14 protein-coding genes are annotated in these 12,662 nt (G+C 59.4%); all 14 read right to left on the minus strand.

Annotated features, from left to right (window positions below):
- Positions 1–41 precede the first annotated feature (41 nt).
- Positions 42–860: an SDR family oxidoreductase gene (locus tag QOM10_RS21415; RefSeq protein WP_127929327.1), complete on the minus strand. Its 819-nt coding sequence runs from the start codon at positions 858–860 to the stop codon at positions 42–44.
- Between the two features lie 271 nt (positions 861–1,131).
- Positions 1,132–2,007 carry an SMP-30/gluconolactonase/LRE family protein gene (locus QOM10_RS21420; RefSeq protein WP_127929328.1) on the minus strand — a complete coding sequence of 292 codons (876 nt, stop codon included), beginning with the start codon at positions 2,005–2,007 and terminating at the stop codon, positions 1,132–1,134.
- 135 nt (positions 2,008–2,142) lie between these two features.
- On the minus strand, positions 2,143–2,859 hold the full coding sequence (locus QOM10_RS21425) for a FadR/GntR family transcriptional regulator (protein ID WP_127929329.1): 717 nt from the start codon (positions 2,857–2,859) through the stop codon (positions 2,143–2,145).
- A gap of 177 nt (positions 2,860–3,036) precedes the next feature.
- Positions 3,037–3,597: a DUF1285 domain-containing protein gene (locus QOM10_RS21430; protein ID WP_053122580.1), complete on the minus strand. Its 561-nt coding sequence runs from the start codon at positions 3,595–3,597 to the stop codon at positions 3,037–3,039.
- A gap of 15 nt (positions 3,598–3,612) precedes the next feature.
- Entirely contained in the window at positions 3,613–4,218 is a 606-nt protein-coding gene (locus QOM10_RS21435; RefSeq protein WP_007908280.1) for a DUF4823 domain-containing protein, read from the minus strand.
- Between the two features lie 170 nt (positions 4,219–4,388).
- Positions 4,389–5,357 (minus strand): GTP 3',8-cyclase MoaA, encoded by a 969-nt coding sequence (locus tag QOM10_RS21440; protein ID WP_316916910.1) that lies wholly within the window; start codon positions 5,355–5,357, stop codon positions 4,389–4,391.
- A 137-nt stretch (positions 5,358–5,494) separates the two neighbouring features.
- A complete protein-coding gene (locus tag QOM10_RS21445) occupies positions 5,495–6,133 on the minus strand; it encodes a TetR/AcrR family transcriptional regulator (protein ID WP_007908276.1) in 639 nt (212 codons plus the stop codon).
- Between the two features lie 351 nt (positions 6,134–6,484).
- The gene (locus QOM10_RS21450) at positions 6,485–7,276 is read right to left on the minus strand and encodes a TatD family hydrolase (RefSeq protein WP_008086260.1); all 792 of its coding nucleotides are present in this window, start codon (positions 7,274–7,276) and stop codon (positions 6,485–6,487) included.
- A gap of 14 nt (positions 7,277–7,290) precedes the next feature.
- Positions 7,291–7,647 (minus strand): PilZ domain-containing protein, encoded by a 357-nt coding sequence (locus QOM10_RS21455; RefSeq protein ID WP_064120368.1) that lies wholly within the window; start codon positions 7,645–7,647, stop codon positions 7,291–7,293.
- A gap of 42 nt (positions 7,648–7,689) precedes the next feature.
- A complete protein-coding gene (locus tag QOM10_RS21460; RefSeq protein WP_127929330.1) occupies positions 7,690–8,673 on the minus strand; it encodes a DNA polymerase III subunit delta' in 984 nt (327 codons plus the stop codon).
- On the minus strand, positions 8,666–9,298 hold the full coding sequence (tmk, locus tag QOM10_RS21465; protein WP_127929331.1) for a dTMP kinase: 633 nt from the start codon (positions 9,296–9,298) through the stop codon (positions 8,666–8,668). Before tmk ends, QOM10_RS21460 begins: the two co-directional genes overlap by 8 nt.
- Before the next feature lie 19 nt (positions 9,299–9,317).
- Positions 9,318–10,499: an endolytic transglycosylase MltG gene (gene mltG, locus QOM10_RS21470; protein WP_316916911.1), complete on the minus strand. Its 1,182-nt coding sequence runs from the start codon at positions 10,497–10,499 to the stop codon at positions 9,318–9,320.
- 3 nt (positions 10,500–10,502) lie between these two features.
- Entirely contained in the window at positions 10,503–11,318 is an 816-nt protein-coding gene (gene pabC / locus QOM10_RS21475; protein WP_316916912.1) for an aminodeoxychorismate lyase, read from the minus strand.
- Positions 11,318–12,562 (minus strand): beta-ketoacyl-ACP synthase II, encoded by a 1,245-nt coding sequence (fabF, locus tag QOM10_RS21480; protein WP_064120373.1) that lies wholly within the window; start codon positions 12,560–12,562, stop codon positions 11,318–11,320. Before fabF ends, pabC begins: the two co-directional genes overlap by 1 nt.
- Between the last annotated feature and the right edge of the window lie 100 nt (positions 12,563–12,662).

Consider the following 12,662-nt stretch of genomic DNA (forward strand, 5'->3'; position numbering starts at 1 on the left):
TTGGATTGCAAACGGATTTATCCGCGTGAAAGCCACTGCGCTCAGTCGTGGTACATCACCGAGCGCCCACCATCGATGGTGATGCATGAAGCATTGATGAATGGCGCTTCATCACTGGCCAGAAAAACCGCAGTCATCGCCACTTCGAGTGGCTGACCGATGCGTTTCGGCGGGTGCAGATCGAAGGCGCGTTGACGTTCGGCGTGCGGGTCGGCGAAACCGTTCCAGTAATCGACGTTCAGTTGCGTTTCGATATAGCCCGGCGCGATGGCGTTGACGCGAATGCCTTTCGCCGCGTATTCGATGCCGAGTGCGCGAGTCAGACCGAGCAAACCGTGTTTGGCCACCGGGTATGGGAAGCAGCCGGGAATGATGTGGCTGGAATGGGTCGAGGCGATGTTGATGATGCTGCCGACGCCCTGCTCGATCATCTGCGGCAACACCGCTTTGCAGCCGAACCACGCACCGTCCAGATCGATGGCGAAGCAGCGATGCCAGTCTTCTTCCGTCATTTGCAAAGGATCGCAGAACACGTTGACCCCGGCGCAATTGACCAGCACGTCGATGCGCCCGTGCAGCTCAACGGCGCGTTTGGCCATGGCGTGCAGATCGTGCTGACGCGAGACATCTGCCTTCAGCGCCTGCACATCAAAGCCCTGTTCACGCCAGTGCGCAGCAACCTGTTCGACCTTCTCGGCCTGGATATCACTGATGACCAGTTTCGCTTGCTGTGAGGCGAACGCCGCAACAATGGCTTCCCCGATGCCTTGCGCAGCACCGGTCAGCAGCACGACCTTGTTTTTCAGACGCTCGCCCTTCGGCGGCGCGGGCACCGACGGCAGGGAAAGGGGTTCAGCCATGGATCAGGACTCCTGTTTCGCAGGCGCAAAAAAACCGGGCATCTACCGATGTCCGGTCTGGAAGGCGATTTGAACGAAACAGGCAGGCGCGGCCGACGGCTTCGGGCCGTTGCGAGACGCGGACTCCACACGGGAGTGCGATAGACATTCGCTGCATCACTTCACCTGTTTTGTTCTTTTTAAGTGTGAGTGCGTGTTACTGCTGCAGCCGACTATAAACCCGACCGCCAAATAATCTCAATATATAATTTTGCATCCCATATTTTGGGATTTAATCCGCAAAGCGCGTACAGAGTTTTCCTGCAACCTCCACACGCATCGACAGCACCGCGCCATCCAGCGGGTGGTTGTGCGGGCTTTTGGCGCTGGTGATGAACAGGGTTTTCAGGTCTTCCCCACCGAACACACAACTGGTCGGGCGACTGACAGGCAGATCAATTTTGCGATCGACGTTGCCTTCAGGCGTTAATCGCAGCAGGCAACTGCCGTCCCAACGGGCATTCCAGATGTAGCCTTCGGCGTCCATTGCCGAGCCGTCCGGGCCACCCTGCTGATCGGGGCCGTACCAGACTTGTGCAACATCGAGATTGCCGTCGGTGTGGATGAAATAGCGATGGAGCGTGCTGTCGAGACTGTCGCCGAACAGCAGTGTGGTGCCGTCATCGCTCCACAGCAGCGTGTTGGGAATTCCCAGATTACGCAGTAAGGGGGTGACGCGTTTATCCGGATCGATCCGAAACAGGCCACCGGAACGACGGGTGATCGGCAGGTCTTCGCCCTGCTCGCCGATGTTGTTTTGCATAGTGCCGAGCCACAAACGACCCTGGCCATCGCAGCGCGCTTCGTTGGGGCGATTGCCGGGTTGCGGATCGGCGACGCAGAATAGCGTCAGGCGCGGTTCGAGACCGGGCGAGTCGAGATCGAGGCGATAGACGCCGCTGCTCAGCGTCACCAGTGCATCGCCGCTGGCGCAGGGGATGAACGCGGAGACATGCTCGGGCATTTGCCAGATCTGCACGTTCTGGCCGATCAGACGCAGGGCCTGTTTGCCGGCAATGTCGACCCAGTACAACGCCTGGGTCGGCGCGTCCCAGAACGGGCCTTCACCGAGCTGGGCGCGGTGTTGGGTCAGGGCGGTCCACGGCATATAACGGTCTCCATTGTTCTTGTGATTTTCTGTAGGAGTGAGCCTGCTCGCGATCGCGGTGGATCAGTCAAATCTGCTTTGCCTGATACGACGCTATCGCGAGCAGGCTCACTCCTACAGGGGATTTCGGTGTATTCAACTGGCTTTTTTGTCGGCCATGACTTTCGGGTAAAAGCGTTTGATCGCCAGGTCGGCGTTGTCGATCAGGGTCATGCACGCCCACACGCCGCGCGCGGAATCGCGGGCGGCGATGGCGTCGGCCATGTCTTTGTGGATCGGCAAAGTGCGGCGCAGTTCATCCGGGTCGGCCGCAGAAACTTCAAACGACACAGCGAGCAACGCGCCGAGCGCCGGGACCATTTGTTCAATGAATTGGTTATGGCTGGCGGCGAGAATGCATTCGTGGAAGACCTGATCGGCGCGGTTGTAATCGATGCCGCTGTCGACCGCACGCTCAAGGGCGTTATAGGCCAGTTGCACCGCTTCGATCTGTTCCAGGGTCGCCCGCTCGCAAGCCCAGCGCACGGCCATGGGTTCGATGGTGCGGCGCAGGTCGAGCAAGTCATCGACGAAGTTTTCCGGCAAGCCGTTGCGCGACAGCCAACCGACCACTTGTGGATCAAACAGATTCCAGCGCCGTACCGGCAGCACGCGGGTGCCGACCTTCGGCCCGACTTCGAGCATGCCTTTGGCGACGAGGGTTTTGATCGCTTCGCGGATGACCGTGCGGCTGACGCCGAGTTGCTCGCCCAGATCGGCCTCGACCTTGATGGTCTGCCCGGGTTTGACCTGGCCAGCGGCGATCCAGCTGCCCAGCCAGTCGACCGTGGATGCGTGAAAGCTGCTGGACATGAACACCTCAAAGCGGATCGCGATGGGTGCTCAAGCTAATCATCATACGATTAACTGTCAACGACAATCCTCTGTAGGAGTGAGCCTGCTCGCGATTGCGGAGTGTCAGTCACCACAAGGATTGACTGATCCACCGCTATCGCGAGCAGGCTCACTCCTACAGGGGGGATGTGTGTCTCAGGGTTCTAGGCCGATGCGGAAGAACTCGCCGCCGCTCCACACGCCAAGCCAACGCTGCCCGTCGATTTCGCGGCTCACCGCCAGTTCCACCAGTTGGTAGAACACATTGCGATGAATCAGCGCTTCAAGATTGGTGCGCACATGCACGTAAGGCGCAGGCTCCTGCGTCGTCGGATCAATCTCGACACGGATCGGATGCTCAGGCCCGGCCTCGGCGGTTTCATCGACGTTGGTGGTGAAGCGCAACAACTGCGCCTCCCCCTCGCCTTCAACCTCAACCGCAATCGCCACAAACGGCGCATCATCGACCTTGATCCCGACCTTCTCGACCGGGGTGATCAGGAAATAGTCATCGCCATCGCGGCGCATGATCGTCGAGAACAGCTTGACCATCGGCTTGCGCCCGATCGGCGTGCCCAGGTAATACCAAGTGCCGTCGCGGGCGATGCGCATGTCGATGTCGCCGCAGAAGTCCGGGTTCCACAAGTGCACCGGCGGCAAGCCTTTGGTTTTCGGGATCTGTCCCAACAGGTCATTGGCTTTTTGCGGGCCACTCATGGCGTTCTCCTTGAATTATTGGTCGCCGACTCCCAACAGGCTGCGCGCGTACTGTGCCAGCGGCGGGCCGATCAGGTCTTCGGGCTTGCTGTCGTGGAACGTCAGTAAACCGCCACGACTCTTGATCCGTGCAGTATCAATCAAATACTGGGTGCTGGTCTCGATCAACATGATCTGAATCACGCCGCCGTCGATGCCGAGGCGATCCACCGCTTCTTCATCGAGCCACTCATCGGAGTTGCCGATGCGGTCGTCAGCCTTGGCGAAACGCGTGTACAGCAGATAGTGCGCACCGGCATCGCGAGCTTCGCCCATCGCCTGATCGAGTCCCTCGGGAGCGCGGGCGCGGCGAACCATAGGAAAATATTCGACGAAACCTTTGAAAGCTTCTTCAGCCACCACATTCGGGCGCGGGTAAGAACCACCCGGCGGTGCGAACGCGCCTTGGGCGATGTAGATGAACGAGTCCGGCTGAATGCGGAAGTTGTTCACGCGGCGGCTGTCGCTGTGATCCAGCAAGCCTGCGTCGCTCATCTGATAGCGAGTGCCTTCGGCCATATCGCTGACAGTCATACAGCCGCCAAGCGCCAAAACGGCCAGCAGCAAAACCAGGCTACGCATCCTATTCCTCCAGAGGCCGGTGACGGAAAACCGGCGAATGGCCGTTGGATGCAGCTTTTGCGCCAGCTCAAGAAATTTGTTGATGGTTAAATCGTATTCGCGAGCAAGCTCGCTCCCACAGGGGGAATACATTCCAAGGTGGGAGCGAGCCTGCTCGCGAAAGCGGTTGTTCAACCGCCGATGATTTTCATGACGGTGGCGCCACCTGAGAACGCCACTTCCTGCTTGTCGCCCAACGCCTTGACCAGCAAACGCTGGAGCGCCGGCAACGCCTGATGGCGCGGCTTGTCGAGCAGATCACCGACATAGTGGCGGTTACTCGACGACAGGCAGCCATGCAGCCAACCGGTCGACGACAGGCGCAAACGCGAGCACGTGCGGCAGAACGGCACGCTTTCGTTGGCGATCACGCCAAAGTTGCCTAAACCGGGAATTGCGTAACGCACGGCCGTAGCATCCACTGGTGCGTCGGTTTGCGCGTACTCATAACGCTCGCCAATCAGCGCCAGCAGCTGTTGCAGGCTGACGAACTGTTGCAGGAACGCATTATTGTCCTTGGCCAAGTGACCCATGCGCATCAGCTCGATGAAGCGCAATTCGTATCCGCGTTCCAGACAGTAATCCAGCAGCGGCATGACTTGATCAAGGTTCTGCCCGCGCAATGGCACCATATTGACCTTGATCTTCATCCCCGCCGCTTTCGCCTGATCCATGCCATCGAGCACAGTGGCCAGATCGCCGCCTCGGGCGATGCTGCGGAACGCGCCGGCGTCGAGGGTATCGAGGGACACGTTGATCCGGCGCAGACCGGCATCCACCAGCAGCGGCAGTTTTTTCGCGAGGAGTTGACCGTTGGTGGTCAGGCTGATGTCGTCCAGGCCCATCTTGCCGACGGCGGTCATGAACGATTCAAGTTTGGGGCTGACCAGCGGCTCGCCGCCGGTAATGCGCAGCCGCTCGATGCCGGCGGCCTCGATCAGATACGCCACGCCACGCGCCATGGCTTCGGCCGACAATTCATCCTGCGCAGCCACCAACCGCTTGCCGTTGGGCACGCAGTAGGTACACGCGTAATTGCAGGCTGAAGTCAGACTGATCCGCAAATTGCGAAAACGCCTGCCTTGACGGTCAACGATCATGATCACTCCGGCGAAAGAATTTCGAGCCACTAAAACTTGACTCACAAATCAAGTTTTAGCAAGCCCTATGCCTGAGTATATTCCTGCGGTACTGCGTCATGTAGCGAAATCATGGCGCAATAAGGCAACTGAATGGTTCAGCTGCTTGGAGTTTCCGGATCGCGCTTGCGCTTGTTGCCCATGCGCACACCGATGTCCATCAGAAACTGGAAGAAACCTTCCTGATCTTCCAGCACATTGCTCCAGAACGGCGAGTGATACAGCGCCACAGCGCCGTGCACCAGCGCCCAGGACGCGCAGTAGTGGAAGTACGGCGGCACGTCTTCGAGCTTGCCCTCGCTGATGCGGCCCTTGATCAGCAGGGTCAGGCGTTCGAAGTTCGAGGCACGGATCTTGTGCAGCTCCTCGACCATTTCCGGCACCTGATTGCCCTTGACCACCTTCTCTTCGAGGCGGTCGAACAGTCGATAACGCTGCGGGTCGCGCATGCGGAATTCGAAGTAGGCGCGGGACAACGCTTCCTTGTCCTTGTCGACATCGGCCGAATGCAGCAGCTCGTTCAAATCGCGCTCGTAATCGAGCATCAGGCGCAGATAGATCTCGGCCTTGGATTTGAAGTGCTTATAGATCGTGCCTTTGCCGATACCCACGGCATCAGCAATCATCTCGACGGTGACACTGTCTTCACCTTGGTCGAGGAACAGCTTGAGCGCGGTATCGAGAATTTCTTGCTCGCGGCGACGAAACTCACGGACCTTACGAGGTTCTTTGTGCATAAGAAAAGGTCTGAAGGGTCAAAATTCGAAGCCGCGTATTATGCCTAACTTGCGCAAAAATGCACGGATCATCCGACCATATCTGTGTTTCTTGTTCATTTTGAGAACGTTTTGGGCGCAATGAGAACTCAACTGAAGCGAACGTATTCCAAATTTGTTTAAAAACCCCGACCGGCTAACTGGACTGCACGCCAGACTGATCAATACTTGAACTGTCGGGCGACATCTCCCCCAAGTGTCGCGCCGATAAAGGTACCAAGGGACCGCGTGCCTTTGTTTTACTCCTAATGGTCTTAACCCGGATTCACCCCCCAGAACCCGGGTTTTTTTTGCCTGCGATTTGGCTAGCGCTTACAGGGCAGATTTAACACTCGCCAGCGGGAACAGCCGCTTGAAGTTCTCGGTGGTCTGTTCGGCAAAACGCTCGTAGTTCTCACCGCGCAGCATCGCCAGGAATTCCGCGACTTCGCGCACGTACTGCGGCAGGTTAGGCTTGCCGCGATAAGGAATCGGCGCCAGATACGGCGAGTCGGTTTCCACCAGCAGGCGATCCGCCGGGACTTTGCTCGCGACATCACGCAACGCATCGGCATTGCGGAAGGTGACGATACCCGACAGGGAAATGTAATAACCCATGTCCAGTGCCGCTTTGGCCATGTCCCAGTCTTCGGTGAAACAATGCAGTACACCGGCCTGAGGCAACGCCGCTTCGCGCAGCAATTCAAGGGTGTCGGCACGGGCGCCACGGGTGTGGATGATCACCGGTTTGCCGGTCTGCTGCGCCGCTTGCAGGTGCAAGCGGAACGACTCCTGCTGCAATTCGGCGGCTTCGGGCTCGTAGTGATAGTCCAGACCGGTTTCACCGATCGCCACCACTTTCGGGTGATTGAGTTCATGCAACAGCCAATCCAGCGCAGGCGCAGCGCCCGGCTGTACATCCAGCGGATGCACGCCAACCGAACAATCAACGTCGTCATAACGCTCAGCCAGGGCTTTGACGTCGGCGGCGTTGTCGGCGCTGACGCCGATGCACAGGAAGTGCCCTACTCCGCGCTGCCGGGCTGCATCAAGTGCGGCATCCAGCGAACCGTCATGGGCGGCGAGGTCGAGGCGATCAAGGTGACAATGGGAATCTACGAGCATAAAAAGACGGCTACTTACATCGTATGAGTGGGACGGTCGGACTTGAGGGCTCCGGCCAGATGGGTTTCGATGCGACTGCGCGCGGTGTTGTCACCATCGTTGAACTGCACGCCGACACCGGCGGCGCGGTTGCCTTGCGCACCTTTGGGAGTGATCCAGGTGACTTTGCCGGCAACCGGAATCTTCTCGGCCTCATCCATCAGGTTGAGCAGCATGAACACCTCGTCGCCCAACTTGTAGCTCTTGTTGGTCGGGATGAACAAGCCACCGTTCTTGATGAACGGCATGTAAGCGGCGTAAAGCACCGACTTGTCTTTGATGGTCAGAGACAAAATGCCGTTGCGCGGGCCCGGGCTGACAGATTCATTCATGCTCACCTCCACTGCTGATGCTCAGAGTCTAGGTACACATTCTTATCTTTGACCAGGCAATCCCGCCCATTGCACCAACAATGCTTCAAGCAACAGCGCCGGATTGAGGTTGGCCTTGCTCATGACTTTCTGGCGCTGGGCGAGGATCCAGTCCTGAATCTCGAGGACTTTGCCTTGCGCACTTTTCTGCGCCAGGTACTGCACGACTTTACGCATGTCGGTCAAACCAAGACCCGCTTCATCCTGCGTCAATTGATAACGCAGGATCAGGCTCGACCAATCGCAGAACCAGTCAAACAGACGCAGCATCGGAATGCTTTTCCATTCTTCGGCCAGTTGCGTTGGCGATTGCTGCTGTTTGAGCAACTTCTTAACGCCTTCGACCACTTGCGCACGCTGCTCGCGCACGCCCTGAGACTGCAGACTGACCGCCATCAGCGGCGATCCGGCGGCCAGCGTCAGCAGTTCGACACGCTCGTCTTCGGAGCAATCCGGCAAAGCCTGAGCCAGCCATTGCAAGCTCATCGCCTCGCCCGGCAATGGACAGGCCTGCTGCACGCAGCGGCTCTTGATCGTCGGCAGCAAACGGCTGGTCTGATGGCTGACCAACAGCAAAACCGTATCGCCGGACGGTTCTTCAAGGCTTTTCAGCAAGGCATTGGCAGCGTTGATATTCATCGCCTCGACCGGCTCGATCAGCACCACTTTGCGCCCGCCCAGTTGCGCGGTCTGCACCACGAAGCTGACCAGATCGCGCACCTGATCAACCTTGATGGCTTTGTCGGCTTCTTCAGGTTCGAGGATGTAATTATCCGGGTGACTACCGGCCTTGAGCAGCAGGCAGGATTTGCACTCGCCGCACGCGTCCGGCGTCGGCCGCTGGCAAAGCAGGCTGGCCATCAACCGTTCGGCCAACGCGCGCTTGCCGATGCCTGCCGGGCCGTGCAGCAGATAGGCGTGCGCGTGCTGCTTACGCCCGGCCAGTTGCTGCCAGAGGCTGTCCTGCCACGGGTAGGCCTCAGCCACGGGCCAGCTCCAGCAAATTCGGAATCAGGGTATCCAGCGATTGTTGAACCTTGACCAATGGCTGACCGGCATCGATGCGCACATAACGCGCAGGATCCGCTTCAGCACGCTTGAGGAAGGCACTACGCACAGCCTCGAAAAACGCCCGACCTTCCAGCTCGAAACGGTCCAGACGTCCACGGGCACTGGCGCGGGCCAGGCCGATTTCCACCGGCAGATCGAAAATCAGCGTCAGGTCCGGGCGCAGGTCACCCTGTACAAAGGTTTCCAGCGTGGCGATACGCTCCAGCGACAAACCGCGACCACCGCCCTGATAGGCATAAGTCGAATCGGTGAAGCGATCGCACAGTACCACCGCACCACGGGCCAGCGCCGGGCGAATCACTTCGGCCAGGTGCTGGGCGCGTGCAGCGAACACCAGCAACAGCTCGGCATCCGGGTTCATGACTTCGTCGGCCGGGGCCAGCAGCACGTCACGGATTCGCTCGGCCAGCGGCGTACCACCGGGCTCACGAGTCAGCACCACTTCGATACCGGCGGCGCGCAGGCGCTCGGCGAGGTATTCGCGGTTGGTGCTTTTGCCGGCGCCTTCCGGGCCTTCCAGCGTAATAAACAAGCCAGTCACAGGCAGTCCTTAATCAAAGTCATTGCGTGTTTTGTGGGGCGGCGGCTTCCGGTGCCGGGGTCGGCGCAGGCTCCTGAGCTGGAACCTGCGGCAACGCTTCCGGCGCCGTATCCGGTGATGCACCTGGAATCGCTTCTTCCGTCGCCGGAGCCGCTTCAGGCGCTACCGCCGGCGCTGGGCTGGAACGGTAATCAGCGCGGCGCTTGAGCTGATACTCACGCACTGCATTGTTATGCGCATCGAGATCATCAGAGAAGACATGGCTGCCGTCGCCACGTGCTACGAAGTACAGGCTGGTACCTTCGACCGGATTCAGCGCTGCGTGAATCGCCTCCCGACCGACCATCGCAATCGGCGTCGGTGGCAAGCCGGGAATCACGTAGGTGTTATACGCCGTCGGCTCCTTCAGGTGTGCGCGGGTCAACTTGCCGGTGTAGCGATCGCCCAGGCCATAGATGACGGTCGGATCGGTCTGCAACTGCATCCCCAAGGCCATGCGACGCACGAAGACACCGGCGATCTGCCCGCGCTCCTGCGGCACACCGGTTTCCTTCTCGACCAGCGAAGCCATGATCAGCGCTTGATAAGGTTCGGTGTACGGCACATCGGAGGAACGACTTTCCCATTCTTTCGCCAGAACTTCATCGAGGCGGTCAAAGGCTTTCCTCAGCAACTCGGCATCAGACATGCCACGCACGAAGCGGTAGGTATCGGGGAAGAAACGGCCTTCCGGGAACAACCCTTTATGACCAATCTTCGCCATGACGTCGCTGTCGCTCAAACCGTTCAGGGTCTGCTCGACCTTGTCATCCTTGGCCAACGCCGCGCGCACTTGATGGAAGTTCCAGCCTTCAACCAGGGTCAGGCTGTACTGAACCACATCGCCACGCTTCCACAAGTCGATCAGACCGTTAACGGTCATGCCTGGCTGCATGCGGTATTCACCGCTGTGGATCGGCGTGCCAGCGAGGTTGAAGCGCCAATACACCCGCAGCCAGAACGCGTCCTTGATGACGCCATCCGTTTCGAGTGAAAGGAAAGTCCGGGTTGGTGTAGAGCCTTTCGGCACATCCAGCAGTTCTTCCTGCGTGATGTTCAGAGGCTGTTCCAGTGCACTGTGAATCTTCCAGGCGCTGGCGCCCATCAACAGCCCTGCCAGAACCAGTCCGGTTTCCAGCAGCAGCAAAAGTTTACGTCTCACAAATCAGGCATCCAGTAGGGCGCGGGCAATGGTTTGCAGTTTACGGGTGAGCGGGCCAACCGGCCAGCTCAGTGCAGCACAGGCGCGTACCGGCCAGACGCCATACACGCTGTTGCAGACAAACACTTCATCGGCCCATTGCAGCTGTTCGAGGCTGATGTCGGCGATCTGCGTGGGGATGGCCAGTGACTCGGCCTGAAACAATATTTCGGCGCGCATCACACCGGCGACACCGCAGCGTTTCAGATCAGGCGTAATCAACACGCCGTCGCGCACGACGAACAGGTTGCTGAATACCCCTTCAATGACGCGACCGGCCTGATCGAGCATCAAGCCCTCGGCGTGCTCGCTGTCCTGCCATTCGGCACGGGCGAGAACCTGTTCAAGGCGATTGAGGTGTTTGAGTCCAGCGAGTAATGGCTGTTTCGCCAAGCGGGTGCTGCACGGGAACAGGCGAACGCCTTGTTCAGCATGAACAGCAGGATAAGCCGCAGGAGGATTGCCTTGCAGAATGCGTCGGCCCGGCGCCGCGGGATCGGCAGCATAACCGCGCAAACCGTCGCCACGGGTGAGGATGAGTTTGAGCACGCCCTCGCCCATCGCTGCCGCGTAGTTCAGCAGCTCGTGGCGGATCAGTTCGATATCCGCCGCGATGGCCAGACGCGAGCAGCCATCGGCCAGGCGCGTCAGGTGTCGATCCAGCAGGATCGGCTGGCCGCCACGCACGGCGACGGTCTCGAACAGACCATCGCCGTAAGCCAGGCCGCGATCTTTCAGCGACAGAGCGTCAGCCGGTTGACCGTCGACCCAGCTGTCCATCAGCCTGCAAACCGACGGAATGCCAAGGTGCCGTTGGTGCCGCCAAAACCGAAGGAGTTGGACAGCACGACATCGATGTCCATGTTGCGCGCAGTGTGCGGCACGAAATCGAGATCGCAGCCTTCGTCCGGCTCATCGAGGTTGATGGTCGGCGGTGCAACCTGACTGTTGATCGCCAGCACGCTGAAGATCGCTTCGACCGCGCCCGCAGCACCCAACAGGTGACCGGTCATCGACTTGGTCGAGCTGACTGCCAGCTTGTAGGCGTGCTCACCGAACACCGACTTGATCGCGTTGGCTTCGGCGAGGTCACCGGCCGGGGTCGAAGTACCGTGGGCGTTGATGTACTGCACTTGATCGACGTTGATCTTCGCATCGCGCAACGCATTGGTGATGCAGCGTGCAGCACCGGCGCCGTCGGCAGGAGGCGAGGTCATGTGGAACGCATCGCCGCTGGTACCGAAGCCGATCAGCTCGGCGTAGATGGTCGCACCGCGTGCCTTGGCGTGTTCCAGCTCCTCGAGAACCAGTGCGCCGGCACCGTCGGACAATACAAAGCCATCACGGCCCTTGTCCCACGGACGGCTGGCGCGAGTCGGCTCATCGTTGCGGGTCGACAGCGCACGGGACGCACCGAAGCCGCCCATGCCCAGACCGCACGCGGCCATTTCGGCACCGCCGGCAATCATCACGTCGGCTTCGTCGTACATGATGTTGCGCGCCGCCATGCCGATGCAGTGCGTACCGGTGGTACACGCGGTGGCGATGGCGTAGTTAGGTCCCTGTGCTCCCAGGTGGATGGACAGGAAACCGGAAATCATATTGATGATCGAGCCTGGCACGAAGAATGGCGAAATTCGACGCGGGCCCGTCTCATGCAGGGTACGGCTGGTTTCTTCGATGTTGGTCAGACCGCCGATCCCCGAACCCATGGCCACGCCAATGCGTTCACGGTTGGCGTCGGTGACTTCCAGACCGGCATTGCGCACGGCTTGAAAGCCGGCAGCGAGACCGTACTGAATGAACAGGTCGAGCTTGCGCGCTTCCTTGACCGACAGGTATTCCTCGACATTGAAGCCCTTTACCGAGCCGCCAAAGCGGGTGGAATAGGCAGAAAGGTCGGTGTGTTCGATCAGACCAATGCCACTGCGGCCAGCCAGAATGCCCTGCCAACTGCTCGGCACATCCGTGCCCAGTGGCGACAACATACCCATACCGGTGACTACGACGCGTCTACGCGACACAGCACTCTCCTTTTTCAAATGACGATTTTGCATCAGGCCTAAAGAAAAAACCGCACGCCATGATGGCAGTGCGGTTTTTCCATGACAGCAAACAACGATT

It is taken from the genome of Pseudomonas sp. P108 (genome assembly GCF_032613195.1).
Lineage (GTDB): Bacteria > Pseudomonadota > Gammaproteobacteria > Pseudomonadales > Pseudomonadaceae > Aquipseudomonas.

Bases quoted from the DNA above. Each gene is read 5' to 3' on its own strand.
- QOM10_RS21435 (WP_007908280.1), bottom strand. From the start codon at position 4,218: ATGCGTAGCCTGGTTTTGCTGCTGGCCGTTTTGGCGCTTGGCGGCTGT.
- QOM10_RS21450 (WP_008086260.1), bottom strand. From the start codon at position 7,276: ATGCTCGTAGATTCCCATTGTCACCTTGATCGCCTCGACCTCGCCGCC.
- QOM10_RS21425 (WP_127929329.1), bottom strand. From the start codon at position 2,859: ATGTCCAGCAGCTTTCACGCATCCACGGTCGACTGGCTGGGCAGCTGG.
- QOM10_RS21440 (WP_316916910.1), bottom strand. From the start codon at position 5,357: ATGATCGTTGACCGTCAAGGCAGGCGTTTTCGCAATTTGCGGATCAGT.
- QOM10_RS21420 (WP_127929328.1), bottom strand. From the start codon at position 2,007: ATGCCGTGGACCGCCCTGACCCAACACCGCGCCCAGCTCGGTGAAGGC.
- QOM10_RS21430 (WP_053122580.1), bottom strand. From the start codon at position 3,597: ATGAGTGGCCCGCAAAAAGCCAATGACCTGTTGGGACAGATCCCGAAA.
- QOM10_RS21445 (WP_007908276.1), bottom strand. From the start codon at position 6,133: ATGCACAAAGAACCTCGTAAGGTCCGTGAGTTTCGTCGCCGCGAGCAA.
- QOM10_RS21455 (WP_064120368.1), bottom strand. From the start codon at position 7,647: ATGAATGAATCTGTCAGCCCGGGCCCGCGCAACGGCATTTTGTCTCTG.
- pabC (WP_316916912.1), bottom strand. From the start codon at position 11,318: ATGGACAGCTGGGTCGACGGTCAACCGGCTGACGCTCTGTCGCTGAAA.
- QOM10_RS21415 (WP_127929327.1), bottom strand. From the start codon at position 860: ATGGCTGAACCCCTTTCCCTGCCGTCGGTGCCCGCGCCGCCGAAGGGC.